Below are 23,116 nucleotides of genomic sequence, written 5' to 3'. Positions count from 1 at the left end.
CCATAGCGCAAGCTAGTAAGATCCCTCGAAGATGACGAGGTTGATAGGTCAGAGGTGGAAGCGCGGCGACGTGTGGAGCTGACTGATACTAATAGATCGAGGACTTAACCAAAACGAAATGCGAAAGCGTCTCGTTCAGAAATGAGTGGGCTGGAGGCTCCGACAAAGAAGCGCTTTTTGCTTCTGTAGGAGGAGGTGAAGCACGCGAATTTCTAGACGCTGTAGCTGGACATATAAAGCGGAAGAAGCCCGTTTACATCCATAGGATGGTTGGAGCAACTGTCGGAAAGTGCTTGCACTTGACAGAAGTTGTGAAGCAGCCGTAGGATGTGGCTTCTGGAGCTAGATTCAAAAAAATGAATGTAATTTGTTCTCTGTTATCTAGTTTTGAAGGAACGAAAATTTACTGTTGTAATTCTTTTAATAAAAGAGTATAATAGAAAATGTTCTTTTGAAATTTGTCTAGTGATTATGGCGAAGAGGTCACACCCGTTCCCATACCGAACACGGAAGTTAAGCTCTTCAGCGCCGATGGTAGTTGGGGGATTCCCCCTGTGAGAGTAGGACATCGCTAGGCTTATATTATTCCACAGTAGCTCAGTGGTAGAGCTATCGGCTGTTAACCGATCGGTCGTAGGTTCGAGTCCTACCTGTGGAGCCATTTATATTGCGCCCGTAGCTCAATTGGATAGAGCGTCTGACTACGGATCAGAAGGTTATGGGTTCGACTCCTTTCGGGCGCGCCATATATATGTTTTTTACTTGGCGGTGTAGCTCAGCTGGCTAGAGCGTACGGTTCATACCCGTGAGGTCGTGGGTTCGACTCCCTCCGCCGCTACCATATATCTATTTAATACGGAGGAATACCCAAGTCCGGCTGAAGGGATCGGTCTTGAAAACCGACAGGGGTGTTAAAGCCCGCGGGGGTTCGAATCCCTCTTCCTCCGCCATTATTATTACTTCAGCAAAATGATTTAATTGTATAACTTGTGAGATATGGACATTCTTCAACTAAGGTGGAGCAATAAAACTCAATACTTTTTATTATCGCGGGGTGGAGCAGTCTGGTAGCTCGTCGGGCTCATAACCCGAAGGTCGCAGGTTCAAATCCTGTCCCCGCAACCAATTGTTCTGGAGGGGTAGCGAAGTGGCTAAACGCGGCGGACTGTAAATCCGCTCCTTCGGGTTCGGCAGTTCGAATCTGCCCCCCTCCACCATTTCATTATTAATATACAGGGGCATAGTTTAAAGGTAGAACTGAGGTCTCCAAAACCTCCAGTGTGGGTTCGATTCCTACTGCCCCTGCCAACGGTTTCTAATATGGCGATTGTGGCGAAGTGGTTAACGCATCGGATTGTGGTTCCGACATTCGTGGGTTCGATTCCCATCAGTCGCCCCATAATTTTAAATATTGCGGGTGTAGTTTAATGGTAAAACCTCAGCCTTCCAAGCTGATGTCGTGAGTTCGATTCTCATCACCCGCTCCATTATTATTAATTGATTTTAACGCAGAAGAGCTTTTTGAGAGAAAATCTTACTTAGTCTTAATTTATACGTGGGATGTCGACGACATTTCGTGATATTTCCTTCTGAAATATCCCAAAATATCCTCTTGCGATGCTAAATCATGCAGAGTATTCGGGGAAGAAGTTCATGAAGCATATTCAATGGGCTATAGCCAAGCGGTAAGGCAACGGACTTTGACTCCGTCATGCGTTGGTTCGAATCCAGCTAGCCCAGCCATTTTTTTTGTAAACATTTTGAATGATTTGGCATATAGTAGTATTACATATGGCGGCATAGCCAAGTGGTAAGGCAGAGGTCTGCAAAACCTTTATCCCCGGTTCAAATCCGGGTGTCGCCTCCAATAATTAATAAATTTTCACTTAATTACATTATGAATATACATACTTAAAAGAAGAGTTATTTTGTAACTCTTCTTTTTTTGTTTTGTAAATGTAAGTACCTTGATGTTATTTGCCTTCTGTTTAGAAAACATAAAGAATCACTAAGGATAAGTGGGGAGGTTTTGGAATGCAATACCTAATTAAACTGAAATTAAAGGGTGCAGTAAAATCATGGTTTCGCAGCTTTTATTCTGTCTATTCCTTATTTTCTTGAGTCATTTCATTTACCAATTTTTCAGCTGCACTTCGATAGAGATTACTCATTTGGGCAAGTGAGGATATCAATAATACTTTTTCTAGATAGTCCATATGTTCGTTTTGTAATTTTGTGGCTATCTCTTTAGTTTCCTCGAAATGTAGGGAGAGGTGGCTAGTAAAGTGAGTCTCATTTAAACGTAATAAATCTAAATAGTAACTGTAAAAGTCTTTAAGATCAAAATCGTCTTTGAGTATTTTATCATTTAATTTTTGAAGTAATTGTTTAATTTCATTTATTTTCAAATTACCTTTAAGCTGATAGATCAGACTTAGGAGGATAAGATGCTCTTTTGAATATTTTTTATTTTTAATTGGGATTAGCAACCCTGATTTTGCGTAATTGTTAATCATCGTTTTTGTTAGAATCTTCTCGTCTTGGTTACCACTAGAGAATTTATTATCAAATAGTTGGATTACTTGGTCCATATATAAGTCGATATCAGGAATGTCATTTAAAGTAATTTGATTTCCGAGTCCCATACTCTCTAGTAATTGTTTTACTTCCGCCATTATAAAAAAACTCCATTTCTATTAGTAATGTATATCTATCTTATCATGTTACTCACAGGAATAAAAGTTAAAGATTGCTACATTTTCTAGTTTGTATTATAATTACATGTAGTTATTAATACTATGTATTAGAGTGTTAAGGTAACTAAAAGGAGTTTGCATTAATTTAACTAATAGTTAATTGGGATGGTGGAATATGAAAATATTATGTTTTGGAGATAGTTTGACTAGAGGGGTTTCATTTGTAAATGGTCGTTTAAAGATTTTAAAAAACAATTATCCTAAGAAGTTACAGGAGTTGTTAATAAAGAATAGTAAAGAGGGGGAAGAAATCCAGGTAATTAATAAAGGGGTATTTAATGATGACACTGATTTACTTATAAAAAGGTTGGACCAGGATGTACTTGATGAGAAACCTGATTATATCATTATCAAAATAGGGGGAAACGATTGTAATTTCTCTTGGTCTGAGGTTGCTCAAAATCCTGATGATGAGCATGATGCAAGAGTACCTTTAGATAGATATATGGATAATTTAAAATCAATGCTTGTTAAAGTGAAAAGTGAAGGAATAATTCCAATACTTTCTACATTACCGCCTCTAGATCCAGTTCGGTATTATAATAGTATTACGAATAATTTTAGCTCGGAAGTTAGTAAACTCATTTGTAGGCTTGGTGGGATAGAATACTGGCATAGTAAATATAATCGTGCAATAAAACTTGTTGCTGAAGAGTTGGACGTGTTGGTAATTGATGTCCGCAGTGCAATCAAGGGTGCAGGTGATAGTAAGGAATTAATAAGTGATGATGGAATCCATTTAACTGAAAAAGGATATGAAGTTCTAGCAATGGAAATATTCGAAAGTGTCCATGATAAATGGGATATAGTTACTCACAGATAAAAGGTTAAATTGATTTCAAGTCTGTAAGATATTCTTGGTTACCATGCCTAAAAACGTGAAGTAAAGACTACAATAAAAGAGGTTTTACTTCTGCGAAACTATCTGTTATACTTTGCATGTAGTCAAGTCTTTTTTATGGGGGTTATTAGAGTGGAAAATCTTCTAAAATCGTTTGCTAACTGGTTGAGTAGTGATGGAAAGTCCCAGAATACAATTAAAACCTATGATGGGTCAATGCGTAAATTTTTTGAATGGATTTCAAATAATGAAAGGGATGTTCATCATTTAACTCGAGAAGATGTCCAAGATTACATGGTGTATCTTGAAAATCTTAACAGAAGTGCAGCAACGATTGAGAAAGCATTTTCAGCTATTAGTGTTTATGCAAGATTTCAAAATATTCACGAGGTCATGAATAATATTTCACGATTAGAAAAAGAAAAAAAACATGAAAATCCGGAATCTCTAGATAGAGCAGAGAGAACTGCATTACTCGAAGAGGTTGAGAAGGATGGAGATATTAGAAATATTGTAATTGTTTATACGTTATTGCATACAGGAATTCGAATTTCTGAATTATGTGCTTTGAATATTTCTGATGTTCGTTTGAATGCTAATCAAGGTGAAGTTATTATACGAGATAGTAAAGGGACGGTTAAGCGAACCATTCCATTATCAAAGGACCTTATGAACTATTTAAGTCGTTACATTGACACCTTATCCCAAAACCCTAACCAAGAAGCTTTATTTATATCAAGTGTTGGAAAAAGAATCTCTACACGTGGTGTTCAATACATGCTAAAAAGATATAATGTAAATCCACATAAATTACGTCACACGTTTTGTGCAGAATTAGTTCAAAATGGTATTGATATTTCTACTGTTGCAGAACTAGCTGGGCACTCAGATGTGAACGTTACAAAACGATATATTTCTAAAGACGCTACTAGTAAAATAGAAGAAGCAATAAAACGAACCTTTGCCTAATATGGGACACTAGGAAGAGTTGTTTATCGATATAACGAGTAATCCATAATCGGGGTACTCGTTTTTTATTAGTCAAAAAAACCGTCTGGTCTATTGTCCAAACGGTTTGCATCTTCTTATTTATTTTTTGATTTGATCTTACCACTCCACTGCTTGTATCCACCTTTAAGTGTAAACAATTGGTGATAGCCTTTGCGTCTTAAAAGCTGAGCAGCTCTTCCACTTCGCATTGTGTTTTGGCAATATAGATATACTGGTTGGTCTGGTCGTACTTCTTTAAGTCTCATTTTTAATTGTGTTAATGGAATGTTGCGGGCTCCTAATATATGTCCGCCATCATATTCGTTTGGTTCTCTAACATCTATTAACTGTGCTTTACGGTAGCCTGCACGAAATTCCTCTTCAGTAAGTGTTTTTAAGATTCTTTTTTGGTAGAAAAACATAACTAGTGAATAGGTGATGATTGCGACTAAGGCTATAATAATTATTTCCACAATGAATCGACTCCTTCTTTTTTCCTCTATTATCGACATATTCTATTATATAAGCTGTATCAATAAGAATCAAAGGAATTCTACTACCATTTTTCTTTGAAATTTCTTCAGTATTTGATAGACTTAAGAGGCAAAATAAGAATATCACATAAAGAGGGTTTAAAATGGAACAAGAAACATGGAGATTTATCGATTCTGGAGACTGTTCTCCTGAGTTTAATATGGCATTAGACGAGGCATTATTGGATTGGCACAGCAAAGGTGAAATCCCACCAACTATACGTTTTTATGGATGGAATCCGGCTACTCTTTCAATAGGCTATTTTCAAAAAGTAGATAAAGAAATAGATCTAGAAGCTGTTAAGCGGTATGGTTTAGGATTTGTACGTAGACCTACAGGTGGAAGAGGTGTTCTCCATGACAAAGAACTTACATATAGTGTGATTGTATCTGAAGATCATCCCGAGATGCCACAAACAGTAACAGAAGCCTATCGAGTGATTTCAGAAGGGATTCTTCAAGGGTTTAGGTTATTAGGTCTTGACGCCTATTTCGCTGTCCCAAGAACGGAGGAAGAACGTGCAGGGTTAAAGAATCCACGTTCAGCTGTTTGTTTTGATGCCCCATCATGGTATGAGTTAGTGGTTGAAGGACGTAAGGTCGCTGGTAGTGCGCAAACAAGACAAAAGGGTGTTATTTTGCAGCATGGCTCCATCCTACTAGATATAGATGAGGATAAGCTGTTTGATTTATTTAAATACCCAAATGAGCGAGTAAGAGAGAGAATGCAGCGTAACTTTAAAAATAAAGCTGTAGCTATTAATGCTTTACGTGAAACGCCAGTCACCATTGCTGAAGCAAAAGAAGCATTTATAAAAGGGTTTGAACAAGGCTTAAATATTAGGTTGGAGCCATATGTATTGAATGAAACAGAATTGGAGTTTGTGCATGCGATTATGAAGGATCGTTATGCTAATGATGAATGGAATTTCAGAAGATAGATGACTTTTTTAGTCATCTTTTTTTTGACTTTTTTTCAGAAAGCTTACTAGATAAGTGCTGGTTCATGTTGGTAAAAACGCAACTGACAAAATTCATCAAAATGAGCGATTTTTTCTGTATAATCTTCTTTTATCTCCAATTTGCTCCCTTTTATTAAGGATTTTCTGTTTGACAAAATGAAAAAGAGTTCACCTTAAATCAATATATTGTATGTTTTTAAAAATATTCAATACTATATATTGATTTTAATGGAGAAAATATGATAAGTTATTGTTACTGTAATATAAGTCATCAACCGAGCCTCTAATAGAGAAATAAAGCAGGATGCTCGTTGGACAAGCTTTTTACTATAGATTGTATAAGGGAGTTGTGAGAATGTCTGTTGCGTTACCAAAAAAAATGAATATTAATGTTGAACGACTAAATCAAGATATCCGTCTGTTTCCTCAAGTTCACGAAATTACTGAGGATATGAAATTATCACATAAAGGGGTATCTCGTTTAGTTATGCTTGATCGCTATACGTTCAAAGATACTGAGAAGCTTACTTTAGCAGAGGGAGACTTCGTTGTTCTAACAATCAAAGAAGATCCGAAGTTTCCTGCTCGTGGTCTTGGGTTTATCGTGAGTATCGATTGGGAGCAAAAGTCTGCACAGGTACTTGTTGAAGAGGAGTACCGTGGTGTACTTGATTCACCTAATGAAATTGAAACAGGGATTGTGAATCGCTCACTTGATGTGATCGAGAAGCCTCTAGAAGTGTTTTACGAGCAAATTGCTAAGAGAAACGCAACTGGACTAGCATCTGTTGAGAACACAGAAGAAAAACGCCAAGAGTGGTTTGAGAAGTTCTATGAAGAACTCGTTAACTTAAACTTCATTCCAGCTGGACGAGTTCTCTATGGTGCAGGGGCAGATACAGATGTAACCTATTTCAATTGTTATGTTATGCCTTTTGTACAAGATTCGCGTGAAGGAATTTCAGAGCACCGTAAGCAAGTGATGGAGATTATGAGTCGTGGTGGTGGTGTAGGAACGAACGGTTCAACGCTTCGCCCAAGGAACACACTTGCTCGTGGCGTAAATGGAAAATCTTCTGGTTCAGTATCATGGCTAGATGATATTGCAAAGTTGACTCATCTTGTTGAGCAGGGTGGATCAAGACGTGGTAAATCAGCTTAAGTGCCTCGTCTATAAATAAATCTTGCGAATTGCTGGAAACCCCTAAAGTCCAAGACACTACAACGTAGCTGGTAACGGCAAGCGTGAATGTTAAAAAAGGATTGGGATAATTATGGGCAATCAGCAGCGAAGCATCTTTGGAAACAAAGATGAACGTTCAACGACTACTAAAACTTCCTACTGTCATTGCTGTTCCTATCCTCCTGTAATAACGGAATAAGTTGAACAAGGTGGTTAGTGAGATGCATGATAAGGAAGAAGTAAGCTATAACATACGGAGACGTGGTTATAGGGCGCAAGACAAAGAAGAACTTATTAATAAAATAGTTGCGTTGCATAAAGAAGGGCAAAGTCAAGTGTCTATTGCTAAAATGCTTGGGGTAAACAGAGGGACATTGTTGAGATGGAATAAAGAATTGAAGTTTTTTGAACCAAGGACACCGGGTGAGGCCGGCAAACTTGCTTCAAAGATTTATGACTACGATGAAGATTTCTTTAAGACAATTGAGACTCCTAACAAAGCATACATTCTTGGATTTATTTTAGGAGATGGAACAATTAGCCTAAAAGATGGATCATCGAAAAGAATTATAATAACATTAGCTGAACAAGATAAAGACCTTGTTTACGATATAGCTAGAGTATTTGGACTGGAAGAAATAGTTAAGTTCAGAAAGAAGCGAGCTTTGAATGAACAAAACAAATACTCACTTGTTATTAATTCAACTGTGATGGCTAATGATCTTATTAAATTGGGTGTTGGACCTAACAAAACTGGGTATGAAAAATGGATCGAGCTTAAGGACAAAAAACTTCAATGGCATTTCCTTAGAGGTATTTTTGATGCTGATGGGCACATTCGAGTGTACAGTAGAACATATACAAGAAAAACCAAGTCTGCAAAAACTTATTTAAAAGCAAGATTTGGAATTACAGGAAACCTCGAATTGCTTGAAGAAATTCTACTGTTTTTTAAAAAACAAGGCATAGGAGAAAATGTTCATTCCTTTAGTCAAAAACAAGGTTGTTATGATCTATATATATCCAGCTTTAAAGACCTCTGTAAAATCTATGACAAGATGTATAGCGATAGTGACCTAAAGTTGCAACGCAAATTTAATAAATTTTCTTCTTTGAAGATATAGTCTGATCTTACATGAAAGTGTAAGAGGTAGGCAGAAATGACCTACCCCACTATTTAAGTGAGTAACAATATTGGCTCAGATGATTATGTTAGCGGATTGACAAAAGACAATCATTTTGTCGAAATACTAGTCCGCGTCATTCAGAAATGAGTGACAAGTAAATCAGGTGAATTGCGAGGAAATCCTTAGAGTCAATCAAGCTACAACGTGACTGGAAACGGTGAGCGTGAAATGCTTAAAAATTGGTTGAATTGGACAATTCGCAGCCAAGCACCGTTTAGGTGAAGGTTCAAAGACTATCGAAATTTTTCTTTAGGAGAAAGAGTAGAGTAGGGAAGGAGCACTCCTTTTCGAAGCGCCTGGCCCCTAACAGATGATGCTGAGGGTGATGATATAGTCTAGACCGTCTGCTTAATTGCAGAGTTAAAGTATCTCGAAAGGGACGGTAGATACGTGGCATCCCGACATTATGGAATTTATCATTTCAAAAATGCAAAATCCAAGAATTTTACGATTCTTAATTGAAAATACAAATGATGATGCGATTAAAAAATACGCTCAAGATAAATTAAAATTCACCCCACTGACAGAGCAAGAAGAAGCTATGTACCAAGGGATTATTAATTACAAACAAATTCCTGGATTAGGTGGATTTAGTGAACAGATTATTAAAGATGCAGAGCTGAAATTAAGCACTGGTGGAAATTATAGTGTTCATAATTCTGAGTTCTTAACAGGAGCAAATATCTCCATTTGTTTAACTGAGGATTTCATGAAAGCAGTTGAAGAGGACGGAGAATATGAACTTAAATTCCCAGATGTAGAAAGCTATGATAAAGAAGAAATGAAGATCTACAATGAAGAATGGCATAAGGTTGGGGATGTACGCCAGTGGGAAAAGCTAGGTCACAAAGTACGCGTGTATCGCAAAATCAAAGCGAAAGAACTTTGGAACCTAATCAATATCTGTGCCACTTACTCAGCAGAACCAGGTATCTTCTTTATTGATAATGCAAACGACATGACAAATGCTAAAGCATATGGTCAACAAGTTGTTGCAACAAATCCGTGTGGTGAGCAACCACTTGCACCATATTCAGTGTGTAACCTTGCAGCGGTTAACTTAGCTGAGATGGCTGATAAAGAAACGAAAACTGTTAACTTCGAAAAGCTTAAGAAAACAGTTGAAGTAGGAGTAAGAATGCAGGATAACGTTATTGATGCAACGCCTTACTTCCTTGAAGAAAATAAAAAGCAAGCACTTGGTGAGCGCCGTGTTGGTCTAGGCGTAATGGGATTACATGATTTGCTCATCTATTGTGAAACAGAGTACGGTTCAGAAGCTGGTAATAAACTAGTTGATGAGGTGTTCGAAACAATTGCAACATCAGCATACCGTGCATCAGTTGAGCTAGCGAAAGAAAAAGGTAGCTTCCCATTCCTTGATGGAGAGGGAAATGAAACAAATCGTCTTCGAGAGGCATTCACTAATACTGGTTTCATGAAGAAAATGCCTGAGGATATTCGTGAATCAATTCTAGAACACGGTATTCGTAACTCTCACTTACTAACTGTTGCTCCGACGGGAAGTACCGGAACAATGGTTGGAGTATCTACTGGATTAGAGCCTTACTTCTCGTTCTCTTACTTTAGAAGTGGACGTTTAGGGAAATTCATTGAAGTAAAAGCTGATATCGTTCAAGAATATCTAGATAAGCACCCAGAAGCAGATCCAAATCAGTTACCAAGTTGGTTTGTATCAGCGATGGAGCTAGCTCCAGAAGCACATGCTGATGTTCAATGTATTATTCAACGTTGGATTGATAGTTCAATCAGTAAGACAGTAAATGCTCCGAAAGGATATACTGTTGAGCAAGTTGAGGCTGTGTATGAGCGCTTGTACAAAGGTGGAGCAAAAGGCGGTACCGTTTATGTGGATGGAAGCCGTGACTCCCAAGTTCTTACCCTAAAAGCAGAAGAAAATACATTTGACGAGGTTGAAGTGAAATCAACTGAAACAAAGAAGAGCCATGTGGTTTTAGTTGACACCATCAATGACCTTCGCTCAACAAATGTAACAATCGGTTCAGAGGTTGGTAACACTTGCCCAGTTTGTCGTCAAGGTACGGTAGAGGACCTTGGTGGTTGTAACACGTGTACTGGCTGTGGTGCACAGTTGAAGTGTGGATTGTAAAATGAAATTTAGCCCGTTTGCTGTAAATAACAGCAACGGGCTTTTTTATCGTTTTTTATACTATTTCCTTCATTAACCCATAAAAATGTAGAGAGGGTAGAATAACGAAGGAGGGGCGTCATGTATATTGATGGGGTTTTTTCTGGAGGTGGCATCAAAGGTTTTGCTCTTATTGGGGCTTATGAAGCACTTGAGAAGAAAGGATTTCAGCTAAAACGAGTAGCTGGAACGAGTGCGGGAGCGATTATTTCATCATTAGTAATTGCTGGGTATAAGAGCACCGAAATGACAAAAATCATGAATGAAGTGAACCTTTCGGATTTTTTGGACGCAAGAAAAATGATTATCCCTTTTCCAATCGCAAAATGGCTGTTCTTGTATAAAAAACTTGGTTTATATAAAGGGGAGGCACTTGAGGCTTGGCTTGAAGAAATATTAGCGGCAAAAGGTGTGGTCACGTTTGGAGATCTACCTCCAGGATCCTTAAAATTAGTTGCTTCTGATTTAACAAGAGGAACTTTTATTGTACTTCCTGATGACTTACGAACCTATGGCATAAATCCAGATACATTCTCTGTTGCTCGAGCTGTACGAATGAGCTGTAGTCTTCCTTATTTTTTTGAACCAGTGAAATTAAGACCACCCACAGGGTACTCATTAGTCGTTGATGGTGGTGTTCTAAGTAATTTTCCTATTTGGTTATTTGATAATGGAACATCAAGACAGGAACGTCCTATCCTTGGAATTAAACTGTCTGCCAATACAAAAAAAGAACCAGTAAATAAAATAAATAACGCGATTGACTTATTTTCTTCATTATTTGATACGATGATGAAGGCGCATGACTTAAGATATATTTCTCGAAAGCATGAGAAAAATATTGTTTTCATTCCCGTCGAGTCAGGTTTGACAACTGATTTTAGTCTTAACCATCAAGAGCGGGATAAGCTCATCACTTTTGGAAGAGAAAAGACAGAGAAATTTCTAAAGACGTGGACATATTAACAAAAAAAGAACCGAGCCTTTAAAAGAACGCTCGATTCTTCTTTTTTCCTTTTTTTCCTTCAATCACTGTTAAGTGGGGAGTAGGTCCTTTTCGACTCTGAGTTGATTTTTTTGTACTTGACGAGAGTTTTTTTGCATCGACCACTTTAGAAATTGGTTTTTTGTGGCTTTGCTCATTGAAACGTCTTTTTGATCGTTTTGCTGCACGTAAATAGGCAGAATATTCATTTCCTCCAGTACGTCTCTTCATAACGAACTTATATACCAGGAAGATAATTCCAGCAAATAACACAATGGAACCTAACTGCATCAATAATCTGGATGGATCTGTAAAGAGGATATAAAGAATACCTACAATTCCTAAAATGATAATCGAATAAACTACTAAATCCATACGTCGACGATTCATGAGAAACACCTCCCTGACTCACACTCTTTTATTAATTGTATTACTGTATCTACAGCTTGTTGCATAAATTATACATTTTCTTCATATTTCCTATATGTACAAGCCTTTGTATAAGCGTTCACTAAATAGCTTTGACTAAAAAATCATCTACTTATATTTTACAAGAAAATCACACAAACCTCTAGGTAAAAGATTACTTTAACATTATTTTACCCAAGAATTTCCTCTTTTACACAAGGCCAGCCAACTTTTTTACTAAGTTCATATGTATGAAGGATTTTCTTCCTTCTTTTCCAAATAAATAGTTAACACACTGTAGGGCATAATAGGAAATGGAGGTGTTGATTGTGGGAAAAGAAGAAAAACATAATCCACGATTAGAACAAAATAAACCAGATGAACCGATGCCAATGATAGCAAAAGTAGTTGTTACCGGTCTATTTGGGGGTCTTTTTTGGAGTTTGTTGAATTATCTAGCATATATATTTAATTTCACAGAAATCAGCCCAAATCTTGTTCTACAGCCTTGGACAGTTGGCGAGTGGAAGGATCGTGTATTAGGTCAATTTATTGGAATTGCCGTTATTGGTGTGTTATCAATTGGAGTTGCACTTTTGTATTATGCGTTGCTAAGAAGGTTCCAAAAAATTTGGGTAGGAATGATATTTGGTGTAGCTTTGTGGATCTTGGTATTCTATATATTAAATCCAATTTTCCCTGGGTTGAAATCCTTAGCAGATTTAGATAGAAATACAAATATAACTACTATTTGCTTTTACATTTTATATGGTGTGTTTATCGGTTACTCTATTTCTTTTGAGACAACTGAGTTGGCTAATCAAAAAAGAGTATTAGCGGCAAATGAGTAGTTTGTCTGAAGTTCTTTATGGTAGAATGTTCTTTGAAGAGCATTCTATTTTTTTATAAATGAACCAATGAATTACATAGGGAATACTAAGTGATGGGGAGGATATTGAGATGGGGAAAGTTGAACAATTGCGTGAGGGCTTCAAAGATCTTGGAATAGATGGATTGCTTGTTACAAATAGCTATAACAGAAGGTATTTAACTGATTTCACTGGAACAGCTGGTGTCGCTTTAATCTCTTTAACAAAAGCTGTGTTCATCACAGATTTTCGTTATGTTGAACAGGCTAGCAAACAAATTAAAGGGTTTGAAATTGTACAGCATACAGGTCAACTGATTGATGAAGTAGCAAAGCAAGCAGTTGAAATGGGAATTACGAAGCTTGGATTTGAGCAAGATGATTTATCATTTTCGACGTATTCAGCCTATGAAAATGCAGTTTCAGTTGAATTAGTACCAGTGTCAAATGCAATTGAAAAGTTACGCTTGATTAAGTCTGAATCAGAGATTAAGATATTAAAGGAAGCAGCAGAGATTGCAGATGCCGCATACACACATATTCTAGGCTTTGTTCGTCCTGGAATTAGTGAGTTAGATGTATCAAATGAACTAGAATTCTTTATGAGAAAACAGGGAGCTGTTTCTTCATCCTTTGATATTATTGTTGCTTCGGGTGTTCGTTCAGCATTGCCACATGGAGTAGCTACAGACAAAATTATTGAAAAAGGTGATTTTGTTACGCTTGATTTTGGAGCGTACTATAAGGGATATTGCTCTGATATCACGAGAACCTTTGCTGTTGGAACGCCAAGTGATGAGTTGAAGAAGATCTATGATGTTGTACTTGAAGCACAATTGCGTGGTATGGCAGGCATTAAACCAGGATTGTCTGGAAAAGAAGCAGATGCCCTAACTCGTGACTACATTACCGAACAAGGCTATGGTCAGTATTTTGGTCATTCAACAGGACATGGCTTAGGCATGGAGGTTCATGAGCAACCTGGTCTTTCAACAAAGTCTGATACGGTTTTAGTTCCAGGTATGGTGGTTACAGTTGAACCAGGTATTTATATCGCTGGCCTTGGTGGCGTAAGAATCGAGGATGATACAGTGATTACTGATAATGGGAATGAATCATTAACCTATTCAAGTAAAGAGCTAATTATTCTATAAGTGAGGCACAATCTCTAGTAAGAAGTGGATTTTATATTAGGAGGATTTTTTTAGATGATTTCAGTAAATGATTTTCGTACAGGTTTAACAATAGAGGTAGACGGAGGAATCTGGCGTGTAATGGATTTCCAACACGTTAAGCCAGGTAAGGGTGCTGCATTCGTACGTTCGAAATTACGTAATTTACGAACAGGTGCTGTACAGGAAAAAACATTCCGTGCTGGTGAAAAAGTAGCAAAAGCTCAAATTGAAAACCGTAAAATGCAATACTTATATGCAAACGGTGATATGCACGTATTCATGGATAATGAATCATATGAGCAAATCGAACTTTCAGCTGCAGCGATTGAATATGAATTGAAGTTTTTGAAAGAAAACATGGAAGTACATATTATGACATTTGGTCATGAAACTCTTGGTGTTGAATTACCAAACACAGTTGAGTTAAAAGTAGCTGAAACTGAGCCAGGAATCAAAGGTGATACTGCTTCTGGCGGTACTAAGCCAGCGATCTTAGAAACTGGATTATCAGTACAAGTGCCATTTTTCATTAATGAAGGTGACGTGTTAATCATTAACACAACTGAAGCGTCTTACGTTTCAAGAGCTTAATATTAGTCGATGAAATACCTACTCCACATAACGAGTAGGTATTTTTTTATTTCCTTTTTAAAACATACTCCTTCATTTCTCCAGAAACTATTAATATTCACTACTTTCAAAAATTCACTTCTTAAAACCAGGACAAGTGCATAGGTTGTACAAATAACTTTCTAATCATGTTGGGGGATTTGTATGAGAAAATGGCTATCTTTAATAGAAACAAGTGTACTATCAATGGCAGGATTGCGATTTCTTTCGGCATCGATTGAATTAACTGCGGCCATTTTGATGCTTGTATTTAACGATGTAAAAAAGGCAATCGCGATTAATGCAATGTTAGCGGTGGTGGGTCCTGTTGTATTGATCACAACAATGGCTATTGGATTATTAAGTATGGCAGATGATCTTTCATTTTCAAAACTATTCTTTGTTGCACTAGGTGTGGGGTTAATTCTATTTGGAATCTATAAATAGGTCATTTTGCTAGTCCAAACTGGCATAAAGTGGTCAAGCCTGCATACATTGAAATATAAAGTGACTGGAATAAATGATAACGGAGGAATCACAATGCAAGAGATTGTCGAGTTGTTACCAGCAGCGATTGCAGATATTATCCGAAGCTATCCTCCTACTTTAAAAGAAAAAATGGAAGAGATTAGAGTCAGAGTTTCTAGACCTCTAGAATTTGTTGTAGGTGGAAAGCCTCATTTTCAAACTCATATCGTCACTGCAGAAGAAGGAATTCAATTGTTAAATAGGCTCAGTCATTATTCGATTTATGCTCTTGAAGAAGAGCTTAAAAGAGGCTATATCACCATTCAAGGTGGACATCGAGTAGGGCTTGCAGGAAAAGTAATCACAGAGCAAGGTAAGGTCAAGGCCATCAGAGACATCACGTCATTTAATATAAGGATTGCTAAGCAAAAAATTGGAATTGCTGCTCCATATGTACCGTTATTGTACAAGGATTATTGGAAAAACACGGTTATTATTGGTCCTCCTCAAACAGGAAAAACAACATTACTGCGTGATCTTGCGAGGATCATTAGTACTGGAGATGAATTGAATGGAATTCCATCAAGCAAGGTAGGGATTGTGGATGAACGTTCAGAGATTGCTGGTTGTGTAAAAGGAATTCCTCAGCAAGAGCTTGGTCCAAGAGTGGACGTGCTTGATGCTTGTCCAAAGGCAGAAGGAATGATGATGATGATTCGTTCATTAAGCCCAGATGTCCTAGTCGTAGATGAAATTGGTCGCCAAGAAGACAGTGAAAGCATTCTTGAAGCTGTTAATGCAGGAGTATCATTAATCATCACTGTCCATGGTCATCAATTATCAGACTTATATAAGAGACCGACACTTCGACCGTTATTAGAGATTGGTGTATTTGAACGATTTATAGAGCTTTCAAGAGCCAAAGGGCCAGGTACTATAAAAACGATTCTAGACCAGTATGGGAAGAAGATTTATCCAAATCCTGCGAGGGTTTCATCATGATAAAAGTCATTGGAGCGATTCTCATTATATCAGCATCTACTTGGATTGGATTTGAAGTCTCCAGACATCTAACTGAACGTCCACGTCAATTACGATACTTACGAACAGCTCTTAAGTCGTTAGAAGCAGAAATCATGTATGGACATATTCCTCTTGATGAGGCTGCGTTAAATCTGTCTCGTCAAATGCCAAAGCCACTTTCATTATTCTTTGATACGTTTAGTAAGAAGCTAAGAACTGGTGAAACACTGGTGAGGCAGGCGTGGGAAGATAGCATGAAAGAGGTATGGAAATTAACTGCCTTTAAGCAAGGAGAATATGAGATTTTAAAGCAATTTGGTGAAACACTTGGTCAAAGTGATCGCATTTCACAGCAAAAGCATATTCTTTTAGCGTTAACGCAGCTCGAACAGGAAGAGATTGAAGCAAGGGACAAACAGACGAAATATGAAAGAATGATTAAGAGTCTTGGTTTTTTATCAGGTTTATTGTTAATCATCTTGTTGATGTAGTAAATAGGGGGAGAAGCTTGTGGGAGTCGATGTAAATGTCATTTTTCAGATTGCAGGTGTAGGAATCGTTGTTGCATTTCTCCACACTATATTAGATCAGATGGGAAAGAAAGAATACGCCCAGTGGGTAACACTTCTAGGCTTTATTTATATTTTATTTATGGTCGCGACGATTGTTGAAGAATTGTTTGCAAAAATTAAGTCAGTCTTCCTTTTTCAAGGATAAAGGGGGGATTAGCCATTGAAATCATCCAAATTGTAGGCTTAGGGTTAGTCGCGACTTTTTTAGCCCTTATTATTAAGGAACAAAAACCAACATTTGCTTTTATGTTAGTTGTGTTTGTTGGGTGTGTGATTTTCCTATTTTTAGTTGATCAAATTTCTGACATTATTCGGATGCTTGAGAAAATAGCGATCAATGCAAATGTAAACATGGTTTATGTGGAGACGATATTAAAAATTATTGGGATTGCTTATATTGCTGAATTCGGGGCTCAAATAACGAAGGATGCTGGACAAGGTGCCATTGCCTCGAAAATTGAGCTTGGAGGAAAGATTCTCATTCTAGCGATGGCCATCCCGATCCTAACGGTCATCATCGAAACAGTCATAAATTTGATACCAAGGTAGTGATACCTAAGGGGTGAAACAATGAATAGATATACTCTCTCATTCTTAATCATTTTTTTCGTTCTATTAACTTTGCCACAGATTGTACAAGCTTCTCCCCAAGATGACAGTCTCGTTAAGGAACAAATTGAAAATCTAGGATTAGATGAAATCAAAGTATATTGGGAAAAAGTCGTATCAGATTATGGTGGAGTGTTGCCTGAAAGTCAAAAGGGGTCACTAGTTGAATTTATAAGTGGAGAAAAGAAGCTCTCTCTTAAAGAATGGTTATTGGGGTTTGTGAAATATATCTTTTATGAATTAATTGCTAATGGAAAGCTGCTTAGCACACTAATTATGTTAACGATCTTCTCTACGTTTCTACAAACCTTACAGAATTCATTTGAAAAAAGTACGGTTAGTAAAGTGGCCTATGCTCTTGTTTATATGGTGCTAATTATCATCGCATTAAATAGTTTTAGGCTTGCGATTATGTATACAGAAGAAGCGATTTCGACGATGACTAATTTCATCCTGGCGCTCGTTCCATTACTACTGGCATTAATCGCTTCATCAGGTGGACTAGCTTCTGCCGCTTTTTTTCACCCATTAATCTTATTTTTGATGAATACAAGCGGAATGCTGATTCAATATATTGTTCTTCCACTTCTGTTTCTTTCAGCTTTATTAAGCATTGTTAGTACGATTAGTGAGAATTACAAGGTGACACAGCTTGCTCAATTAATTCGAAATGTCAGTATTGGCCTACTTGGTGCGTTCTTGACTATCTTTCTTGGAGTCATCTCAGTGCAAGGTGCCTCAGCGGCAGTAGCTGATGGAATCACGATAAGGACAGCTAAGTTTATTACAGGGAATTTTGTTCCAGTAGTAGGTAGGATGTTTACAGATGCAACTGACACGGTGATTAGTGCTTCGGTATTGCTTAAGAATACAGTCGGGATTGTGGGAGTCGTTATCTTATTATTACTAGCTGCTTTTCCTGCATTGAAGGTGTTATCACTAGCAATCATATATAAGGTTGCTGCAGCCCTCCTTCAACCGATTGGTGGAGGTGGACCAGTCATTGCCTGTCTAGATGTCATAAGTAAGAGTGTGATCTATATCTTTGCTGCCCTGGCTATCGTATCCCTAATGTTCTTTTTAAGTATTACTGTCATCATTGCAGCTGGAAATCTAACGATGATGGTTCGATAGAGGTGAATTGTAGTGAGTTATTTAACTGATTGGATTACAAATATCATTTTATTTATTTTACTAGCAACAATTATTGATATGCTCCTACCGAATTCTAGTATGCAAAAGTACGTCAAGATGGTAACTGGGCTGATTTTGATTGTGATTATATTAACTCCGTTATTTAATTTTATATCAGAAGACTTTGATAAAGTAGTTCAATCGATGAGTGTGACACCAGTCGCAGATGAAAAAAATATGGAAAATTTGATAGAAATGAAAAAAAAAGAAATACAAGCCTCAAATCGTGCATATATTTTAGAACAAATGGCTGTCCAAATGAAATCTCAGGTCGAAGAGGAGTTGATGGAGAAATATGGTCTTGAGGTAGCTGTGGTTGACCCTACCTTTAAAGAAGAAATTTCACAAGAGCCGAGCTACGAGGACATTGCCTCTATCAAAGTGGTATTAACTAGTCAAAGTAGTGGTTCAAATGAAATTCCAGTCATTAAGCCAATTGTGATTGATACCTCCAAACAGCCAAAACAAGAGGATCAACAAATGGACACCAAACCTATTATTACTTATTTATCTACTGAATGGGAAATTCACACAGAAATGATTGAAGTTACTGTGGAAGGAGGGAACGAGTAGGAACATGGATAAAGATAAAGGATTTATAGATTCTATGAAAAAATTATTTTTTCAATCAAAGGATAATCCGCCTGACAAAAAGACGAAGAAAAATCGTTATATTCTCATGATTCTAGCAGCTGGAATTGTCTTTATGTTAGTTGGCAATCTTTTTTCAGATGGTACAACTACTCAATCATCAATTCCGGTTATGAACACAACAAGTTCACAAGATGATGTCGAGACATTTGGACAAAAAGACTCAGTTGAGTCATTAGCCATCTCTGAATATGAAACCAAATATGAAAACGACTTAAAGGAAGCATTAGAAAGTATTATGGGTGTTGACGATGTAACCGTCGTTGTGAATGTGGATGCAACAGAAACAAAGGTTCTCGAAAAAAACATCATCACTCAAAGCCAGACAACGAAGGAAAAGGATCCAAATGGTGGTGAAAGAAATGTAGAGGACACCTCAATTGATGAACAAGTTGTCATCGTTAGAGCAGAAAATGATGAAGAACCCATTATCGTGAAAATTGAAAAACCTGTGATAAGAAGTGTTCTCGTCGTTGCTTCTGGTGCTGACAACATTAAAATAAAACAATTAGTGCTTGAAGCTGTAACAAAAGGGTTGGATGTACCAGCACATAAAGTTGCAGTAATGCCTAAAAAAACTAAGGGGGATTCATAAATGTTATTGAAAAAGCAAACAGTTTGGTTATTGACGATGTTAAGTTTAGTTGTGGTTCTATCAGTCTATTATATTACTTCACCAGATGTTACAAATGACAATCTTGCATTCGAACAAGAGACTGGTGAGGAAGCAAATAATGAAACAGCAACAGAAGAAGGATCTGAACAAGAAGTTGCTGAAAAAGAAGAGCCAGCTGAAGGTGAAGGCGAAGGAGAAGAAGGTATTGATGTTCAAATTGAAGAAGCTGATGACGGTTCACTAGTATCATCGGTTGCAAGTGATGAATTATTCACAGAGCTTCGTATGCAAATTGAGGATTACAGAAGCCAAGTAAGAAGTGATTTACAAGCTCGAGTTGCTTCAAAAGATGTATCAGCTGAAGAAAAGAGTAAAGCATATCAAGAAATGCGTGAGTTGCAGGATGTGAGTGCAAAAGAAACATTCTTAGAAATGCTAATCAAAGGAAAAGGATATGAAGATGCACTTGTTCGTGCAGATGGCCCTGAAGTGAAAATCACTGTAAAAGCTGAAGAAAATTCAAAAACGGCTGCTAACGAAATTATCAGACTTGTTAGAAGTGAAATGGCAGATTTACAAAATGTCGTTGTTACTTTTGACTCAAAATAACCATAAAGAATAAATCAGGGCGTATCCACCATCATGGATGCGCCCTTCTTATCAAGAAAAAATAGGTGAACTGTACTATAATACCATTTTCTTCATATGGTATAATTTACATGGATTTATGAAACATTCTGCTATTACTTGAATGAGATTACGCTCTATCGTATCATGTTAGTATGAGGTACTAATACTAACAGTAATATTTTATGATAGTATTTTAATGAAAGATGAAGTATGATGGAGTGGTATGACCACCTAAATGCATTCAGTGTATGAGGGGTCTCTTTAATTAAAGTAAGGAGTGTAAGATCATGTTAAAAATACAAGAAATCAGAGAGTTAATTAAATTAATTGATCAATCTTCTATTGATGAGTTTACGTTTGAACATGAGGGTTCAAAAGTTAAAATGAAGAAACACAAAGAGGTTATTCCTGCAGCACCTCAAGCTCAAACAATTGTTGAACAGCCTGCTACGTTAGTTCCACAACCTGTAGCACAAGCAGTGCCAGCACCACAGGTAGAGGCGAAGCAAGAAGCTACAGCAGTTGTTGCATCTGAAGAAACGGGGAAAGAAAATTTACATAAAATCACTTCTCCTATGGTAGGGACATTCTATTCATCCCCATCACCAGATTCACCAGTTTATGCAAAGGCTGGCGATAAGGTAAATCCAGATACAGTTGTTTGCATAGTTGAAGCGATGAAATTATTCAATGAAATTGAAGCAGAGGTTACAGGTGAAATTGTTGAAGTATTGGTTGAAAATGGACAGCTTGTTGAATACGGACAACCACTATTTCTTGTAAAGGCATAGTAAGGAGCGAAAAATATGATTAAGAAATTACTGATCGCGAACCGCGGTGAGATAGCGGTTCGGATTATCAGAGCATGTAAAGAGTTAGGTATTGAAACAGTTGCAGTCTTTTCTGAGGCTGATCGCGAATCTCTGCATGTTCAATTAGCAGATGAGGCTTATTGTATAGGGCCAACAGCATCAAAGGACAGTTATTTAAATTTCACAAATATCATAAGTGTTGCTAAGCTAACAGAGAGTCAGGCAATTCACCCGGGCTATGGTTTTTTAGCTGAAAATGCAGATTTCGCGGAGCTTTGTCGTGAATGTAATATCATATTTGTTGGACCAAGCCCAGAAGCCATCACAAAAATGGGTACTAAGGATGTTGCTAGAGAAACAATGCGAGAAGCTGGTGTTCCGATTGTTCCTGGATCTCAAGGAATTGTTGAAAATGCAGCAGCAGCTGTTGAACTTGCGAATGAAATGGGTTACCCTGTAATTATCAAAGCGACTGCAGGTGGCGGAGGCAAAGGAATCCGAGTAGCTAAAAATGAGCAAGAGCTAATTAAAGGAATTAATATTACTCAGCAGGAGGCTGCGACAGCATTTGGTAACCCTGGTGTGTATATAGAAAAATATATTCAAGATTTCCGCCATGTTGAAATTCAAGTAATGGCTGATAATTTCGGAAATGTTATACATTTAGGAGAGCGTGATTGCTCCATTCAACGTCGATTACAAAAGTTAGTAGAAGAAACACCTTCTCCAGCACTTTCTGAAGCAACTCGTAGTAAAATGGGAGAGGCTGCAGTTAAGGCAGCTAAAGCAGTAAATTACTCAGGTGCAGGGACGATTGAATTTATTTATGACCATAATGAGGATTCATTCTATTTCATGGAAATGAATACAAGAATTCAGGTCGAGCATCCTGTCACAGAAATGGTTACAGGTGTTGACTTAATTAAAGAAATGATTAAAGTCGCTTCAGGTGAGAAGCTTTCGCTTACACAAGAAGAAGTTCAGTTTAACGGATGGTCGATTGAATGTAGAATAAACGCTGAAAATCCTGAAAAGAATTTCATGCCATCTCCTGGTAAAATCAATATGTATTTACCACCGGGAGGGCTGGGTGTTCGTGTTGATTCTGCAGCATACCCAGGGTATTCCATTCCGCCATATTATGATTCAATGATTGCTAAATTAATTACATATGGTGCAACTCGTGAAGAGGCCGTTTCAAGAATGAAAAGAGCATTAAGCGAATTTGTGATTGAAGGAATTCATACGACAATCCCATTCCATTTGAAATTAATGGAGCATGAACAATTTGCAAAAGGGGAATTTAATACAAAGTTTCTTGAATTATATGATGTAATGAAGTCGTAAACTAATAAAGGAGGTGCTATTGAATGTCTGAAAATAATATCTTAGAAATGAATCAAGGGAACAATAGCCTAGGGAAAGTGGAAATTGCACCAGAGGTAATCGAGGTTATTGCTGGAATTGCAGCTTCAGAGGTTGAAGGTGTTGCTCAAATGCGTGGGAATTTTGCAGCAGGTATGGTTGAGCGTTTGGGGAAGAAAAATCACGGCAAAGGTGTTAAGGTAGAACTTACTGAAACTGGGGTAGTTGTGGATGTGTTCTGTGCGATGAATTTTGGAATTTCGATTCCAAATGTTGCGCAAAAAATCCAAGATAATATCCGCCAAGCTTTATTCAATATGACGGCATTAGAGGTTGATGAAGTGAATATTCATGTTGTTGGTGTCGTGTTTGAAAATCAAAAGCAAGAATCACCTGTTGATCAAGAAATTTAAGTTATAAATCAATAAAGTTGATATAAGCGTAAATGCCTGTCATCACTCGGGTCTCATTTTCTTTTCAGTTGATTGGAAAATGGCACTACCCGAAAT

24 protein-coding genes, 11 tRNA genes, 2 rRNA genes and 1 pseudogene are annotated in these 23,116 nt (G+C 37.4%); 35 read left to right on the top strand and 3 right to left on the bottom strand.

What is annotated here, in order from left to right; translation table 11 throughout:
• From F7888_RS15975 to F7888_RS15915, 13 genes are all read left to right on the top strand, one after another.
• Positions 1–112 (top strand): 23S ribosomal RNA (locus F7888_RS15975); the annotation flags it as partial.
• A 349-nt stretch (positions 113–461) separates the two neighbouring features.
• Positions 462–577, top strand: a 5S ribosomal RNA gene (gene rrf / locus F7888_RS15970).
• A gap of 9 nt (positions 578–586) precedes the next feature.
• Positions 587–661: transfer RNA gene (locus F7888_RS15965), tRNA-Asn, on the top strand.
• 8 nt (positions 662–669) lie between these two features.
• Positions 670–746 (top strand) — tRNA-Arg (locus F7888_RS15960).
• 18 nt (positions 747–764) lie between these two features.
• Positions 765–841 (top strand) — tRNA-Met (locus tag F7888_RS15955).
• A 16-nt stretch (positions 842–857) separates the two neighbouring features.
• Positions 858–950, top strand: a tRNA-Ser gene (locus F7888_RS15950).
• 98 nt (positions 951–1,048) lie between these two features.
• Positions 1,049–1,125: transfer RNA gene (locus F7888_RS15945), tRNA-Met, on the top strand.
• Positions 1,126–1,133: 8 nt separating this feature from the next.
• Positions 1,134–1,217: transfer RNA gene (locus tag F7888_RS15940), tRNA-Tyr, on the top strand.
• Between the two features lie 17 nt (positions 1,218–1,234).
• Positions 1,235–1,308: transfer RNA gene (locus F7888_RS15935), tRNA-Trp, on the top strand.
• 15 nt (positions 1,309–1,323) lie between these two features.
• Positions 1,324–1,399: transfer RNA gene (locus F7888_RS15930), tRNA-His, on the top strand.
• A 14-nt stretch (positions 1,400–1,413) separates the two neighbouring features.
• Positions 1,414–1,487: transfer RNA gene (locus F7888_RS15925), tRNA-Gly, on the top strand.
• A 181-nt stretch (positions 1,488–1,668) separates the two neighbouring features.
• Positions 1,669–1,743, top strand: a tRNA-Gln gene (locus tag F7888_RS15920).
• A 50-nt stretch (positions 1,744–1,793) separates the two neighbouring features.
• Positions 1,794–1,867 (top strand) — tRNA-Cys (locus F7888_RS15915).
• Between the two features lie 235 nt (positions 1,868–2,102).
• On the opposite strand, the gene F7888_RS15910 is transcribed toward F7888_RS15915, so the two are convergent.
• The gene (locus F7888_RS15910) at positions 2,103–2,675 is read right to left on the bottom strand and encodes a DUF1836 domain-containing protein (RefSeq protein ID WP_191781123.1); all 573 of its coding nucleotides are present in this window, start codon (positions 2,673–2,675) and stop codon (positions 2,103–2,105) included.
• Positions 2,676–2,871: 196 nt separating this feature from the next.
• Here F7888_RS15910 and F7888_RS15905 point away from each other — a divergent pair, with 196 nt between their 5' ends.
• Both F7888_RS15905 and F7888_RS15900 read left to right on the top strand, forming a co-directional pair.
• Positions 2,872–3,579 (top strand): SGNH/GDSL hydrolase family protein, encoded by a 708-nt coding sequence (locus tag F7888_RS15905; protein WP_191781122.1) that lies wholly within the window; start codon positions 2,872–2,874, stop codon positions 3,577–3,579.
• Between the two features lie 150 nt (positions 3,580–3,729).
• The gene (locus F7888_RS15900; protein WP_318246309.1) at positions 3,730–4,566 is read left to right on the top strand and encodes a tyrosine-type recombinase/integrase; all 837 of its coding nucleotides are present in this window, start codon (positions 3,730–3,732) and stop codon (positions 4,564–4,566) included.
• Positions 4,567–4,682: 116 nt separating this feature from the next.
• Here F7888_RS15900 and F7888_RS15895 read toward each other — a convergent pair whose 3' ends face one another.
• Complete coding sequence (locus tag F7888_RS15895; protein WP_225228840.1) at positions 4,683–5,009, bottom strand: rhodanese-like domain-containing protein; 327 nt, start codon at positions 5,007–5,009, stop codon at positions 4,683–4,685.
• A gap of 215 nt (positions 5,010–5,224) precedes the next feature.
• Between F7888_RS15895 and F7888_RS15890 the strand changes: the two genes are divergently transcribed.
• The 5 genes and pseudogenes from F7888_RS15890 (at position 5,225) to F7888_RS15870 (ending at position 11,588) form a co-directional block, all read left to right on the top strand.
• Entirely contained in the window at positions 5,225–6,061 is an 837-nt protein-coding gene (locus tag F7888_RS15890) for a lipoate--protein ligase family protein (protein WP_191781119.1), read from the top strand.
• 376 nt (positions 6,062–6,437) lie between these two features.
• Positions 6,438–7,232 (top strand): annotated as a pseudogene (locus F7888_RS15885) (ribonucleotide reductase N-terminal alpha domain-containing protein); the annotation flags it as partial.
• A 254-nt stretch (positions 7,233–7,486) separates the two neighbouring features.
• On the top strand, positions 7,487–8,389 hold the full coding sequence (locus F7888_RS15880) for an LAGLIDADG family homing endonuclease (protein ID WP_191781117.1): 903 nt from the start codon (positions 7,487–7,489) through the stop codon (positions 8,387–8,389).
• Positions 8,390–8,819: 430 nt separating this feature from the next.
• Positions 8,820–10,583, top strand: coding sequence for a vitamin B12-dependent ribonucleotide reductase (locus F7888_RS15875; protein WP_412096008.1), 1,764 nt, complete (start codon positions 8,820–8,822; stop codon positions 10,581–10,583).
• 120 nt (positions 10,584–10,703) lie between these two features.
• Positions 10,704–11,588, top strand: a complete 885-nt coding sequence (locus F7888_RS15870; RefSeq protein WP_191781115.1) for a patatin-like phospholipase family protein — start codon at positions 10,704–10,706, stop codon at positions 11,586–11,588.
• A 19-nt stretch (positions 11,589–11,607) separates the two neighbouring features.
• Here F7888_RS15870 and F7888_RS15865 read toward each other — a convergent pair whose 3' ends face one another.
• The gene (locus F7888_RS15865; RefSeq protein ID WP_191781114.1) at positions 11,608–11,997 is read right to left on the bottom strand and encodes an SA1362 family protein; all 390 of its coding nucleotides are present in this window, start codon (positions 11,995–11,997) and stop codon (positions 11,608–11,610) included.
• A 332-nt stretch (positions 11,998–12,329) separates the two neighbouring features.
• Here F7888_RS15865 and F7888_RS15860 point away from each other — a divergent pair, with 332 nt between their 5' ends.
• The 15 genes from F7888_RS15860 to F7888_RS15790 all read left to right on the top strand — a co-directional run bounded on the left by F7888_RS15860 (position 12,330) and on the right by F7888_RS15790 (position 23,020).
• Positions 12,330–12,866, top strand: a complete 537-nt coding sequence (locus F7888_RS15860; protein WP_191781113.1) for a YqhR family membrane protein — start codon at positions 12,330–12,332, stop codon at positions 12,864–12,866.
• A 109-nt stretch (positions 12,867–12,975) separates the two neighbouring features.
• A complete protein-coding gene (locus tag F7888_RS15855) occupies positions 12,976–14,037 on the top strand; it encodes a M24 family metallopeptidase (protein WP_191781112.1) in 1,062 nt (353 codons plus the stop codon).
• A 54-nt stretch (positions 14,038–14,091) separates the two neighbouring features.
• Positions 14,092–14,649 (top strand): elongation factor P, encoded by a 558-nt coding sequence (gene efp, locus F7888_RS15850; protein ID WP_191781111.1) that lies wholly within the window; start codon positions 14,092–14,094, stop codon positions 14,647–14,649.
• 183 nt (positions 14,650–14,832) lie between these two features.
• The gene (locus F7888_RS15845; protein WP_191781110.1) at positions 14,833–15,114 is read left to right on the top strand and encodes a YqhV family protein; all 282 of its coding nucleotides are present in this window, start codon (positions 14,833–14,835) and stop codon (positions 15,112–15,114) included.
• Positions 15,115–15,207: 93 nt separating this feature from the next.
• Positions 15,208–16,137, top strand: a complete 930-nt coding sequence (spoIIIAA, locus tag F7888_RS15840) for a stage III sporulation protein AA (RefSeq protein WP_191781109.1) — start codon at positions 15,208–15,210, stop codon at positions 16,135–16,137.
• The gene (gene spoIIIAB, locus F7888_RS15835; RefSeq protein WP_191781107.1) at positions 16,134–16,649 is read left to right on the top strand and encodes a stage III sporulation protein SpoIIIAB; all 516 of its coding nucleotides are present in this window, start codon (positions 16,134–16,136) and stop codon (positions 16,647–16,649) included. The genes spoIIIAA and spoIIIAB overlap by 4 nt, the downstream gene beginning before the upstream one ends.
• Before the next feature lie 19 nt (positions 16,650–16,668).
• Positions 16,669–16,875 (top strand): stage III sporulation protein AC, encoded by a 207-nt coding sequence (spoIIIAC, locus tag F7888_RS15830; protein ID WP_090857815.1) that lies wholly within the window; start codon positions 16,669–16,671, stop codon positions 16,873–16,875.
• A complete protein-coding gene (spoIIIAD, locus tag F7888_RS15825; protein WP_191781132.1) occupies positions 16,872–17,279 on the top strand; it encodes a stage III sporulation protein AD in 408 nt (135 codons plus the stop codon). The genes spoIIIAC and spoIIIAD overlap by 4 nt, the downstream gene beginning before the upstream one ends.
• A 21-nt stretch (positions 17,280–17,300) precedes the next feature.
• Entirely contained in the window at positions 17,301–18,473 is a 1,173-nt protein-coding gene (spoIIIAE, locus tag F7888_RS15820; protein ID WP_191781105.1) for a stage III sporulation protein AE, read from the top strand.
• 12 nt (positions 18,474–18,485) lie between these two features.
• Positions 18,486–19,106, top strand: coding sequence for a stage III sporulation protein AF (gene spoIIIAF, locus F7888_RS15815; RefSeq protein ID WP_191781104.1), 621 nt, complete (start codon positions 18,486–18,488; stop codon positions 19,104–19,106).
• Between the two features lie 4 nt (positions 19,107–19,110).
• Entirely contained in the window at positions 19,111–19,779 is a 669-nt protein-coding gene (gene spoIIIAG / locus F7888_RS15810; protein ID WP_191781102.1) for a stage III sporulation protein AG, read from the top strand.
• Positions 19,780–20,409, top strand: a complete 630-nt coding sequence (locus F7888_RS15805) for a SpoIIIAH-like family protein (protein ID WP_191781101.1) — start codon at positions 19,780–19,782, stop codon at positions 20,407–20,409.
• Between the two features lie 308 nt (positions 20,410–20,717).
• Entirely contained in the window at positions 20,718–21,221 is a 504-nt protein-coding gene (gene accB, locus F7888_RS15800) for an acetyl-CoA carboxylase biotin carboxyl carrier protein (RefSeq protein WP_191781099.1), read from the top strand.
• 15 nt (positions 21,222–21,236) lie between these two features.
• Positions 21,237–22,589 carry an acetyl-CoA carboxylase biotin carboxylase subunit gene (gene accC / locus F7888_RS15795; protein ID WP_191781098.1) on the top strand — a complete coding sequence of 451 codons (1,353 nt, stop codon included), beginning with the start codon at positions 21,237–21,239 and terminating at the stop codon, positions 22,587–22,589.
• A gap of 23 nt (positions 22,590–22,612) precedes the next feature.
• Positions 22,613–23,020, top strand: a complete 408-nt coding sequence (locus tag F7888_RS15790; RefSeq protein ID WP_191781096.1) for an Asp23/Gls24 family envelope stress response protein — start codon at positions 22,613–22,615, stop codon at positions 23,018–23,020.
• The last annotated feature ends 96 nt before the right edge of the window (positions 23,021–23,116 follow it).

The sequence above is a fragment of the Litchfieldia stipae genome, assembly GCF_014837155.1.
Classification (GTDB): domain Bacteria; phylum Bacillota; class Bacilli; order Bacillales; family Bacillaceae_L; genus Litchfieldia.
This window is presented reverse-complemented; position numbering and strand designations above follow the sequence as displayed.

Excerpts from the sequence above, each read along its gene's own strand:
- F7888_RS15910 (WP_191781123.1), bottom strand. The coding sequence starts at position 2,675 with ATGGCGGAAGTAAAACAATTACTAGAGAGTATGGGACTCGGAAATCAA.
- F7888_RS15905 (WP_191781122.1), top strand. The coding sequence starts at position 2,872 with ATGAAAATATTATGTTTTGGAGATAGTTTGACTAGAGGGGTTTCATTT.
- F7888_RS15895 (WP_225228840.1), bottom strand. The coding sequence starts at position 5,009 with ATGTTTTTCTACCAAAAAAGAATCTTAAAAACACTTACTGAAGAGGAA.
- F7888_RS15890 (WP_191781119.1), top strand. The coding sequence starts at position 5,225 with ATGGAACAAGAAACATGGAGATTTATCGATTCTGGAGACTGTTCTCCT.
- F7888_RS15880 (WP_191781117.1), top strand. The coding sequence starts at position 7,487 with ATGCATGATAAGGAAGAAGTAAGCTATAACATACGGAGACGTGGTTAT.
- F7888_RS15870 (WP_191781115.1), top strand. The coding sequence starts at position 10,704 with ATGTATATTGATGGGGTTTTTTCTGGAGGTGGCATCAAAGGTTTTGCT.
- F7888_RS15865 (WP_191781114.1), bottom strand. The coding sequence starts at position 11,997 with ATGAATCGTCGACGTATGGATTTAGTAGTTTATTCGATTATCATTTTA.
- F7888_RS15860 (WP_191781113.1), top strand. The coding sequence starts at position 12,330 with ATGGAGGTGTTGATTGTGGGAAAAGAAGAAAAACATAATCCACGATTA.
- F7888_RS15855 (WP_191781112.1), top strand. The coding sequence starts at position 12,976 with ATGGGGAAAGTTGAACAATTGCGTGAGGGCTTCAAAGATCTTGGAATA.
- efp (WP_191781111.1), top strand. The coding sequence starts at position 14,092 with ATGATTTCAGTAAATGATTTTCGTACAGGTTTAACAATAGAGGTAGAC.
- F7888_RS15845 (WP_191781110.1), top strand. The coding sequence starts at position 14,833 with ATGAGAAAATGGCTATCTTTAATAGAAACAAGTGTACTATCAATGGCA.
- spoIIIAA (WP_191781109.1), top strand. The coding sequence starts at position 15,208 with ATGCAAGAGATTGTCGAGTTGTTACCAGCAGCGATTGCAGATATTATC.
- spoIIIAB (WP_191781107.1), top strand. The coding sequence starts at position 16,134 with ATGATAAAAGTCATTGGAGCGATTCTCATTATATCAGCATCTACTTGG.
- spoIIIAE (WP_191781105.1), top strand. The coding sequence starts at position 17,301 with ATGAATAGATATACTCTCTCATTCTTAATCATTTTTTTCGTTCTATTA.
- spoIIIAG (WP_191781102.1), top strand. The coding sequence starts at position 19,111 with ATGGATAAAGATAAAGGATTTATAGATTCTATGAAAAAATTATTTTTT.
- F7888_RS15805 (WP_191781101.1), top strand. The coding sequence starts at position 19,780 with ATGTTATTGAAAAAGCAAACAGTTTGGTTATTGACGATGTTAAGTTTA.
- accB (WP_191781099.1), top strand. The coding sequence starts at position 20,718 with ATGTTAAAAATACAAGAAATCAGAGAGTTAATTAAATTAATTGATCAA.
- accC (WP_191781098.1), top strand. The coding sequence starts at position 21,237 with ATGATTAAGAAATTACTGATCGCGAACCGCGGTGAGATAGCGGTTCGG.
- F7888_RS15790 (WP_191781096.1), top strand. The coding sequence starts at position 22,613 with ATGTCTGAAAATAATATCTTAGAAATGAATCAAGGGAACAATAGCCTA.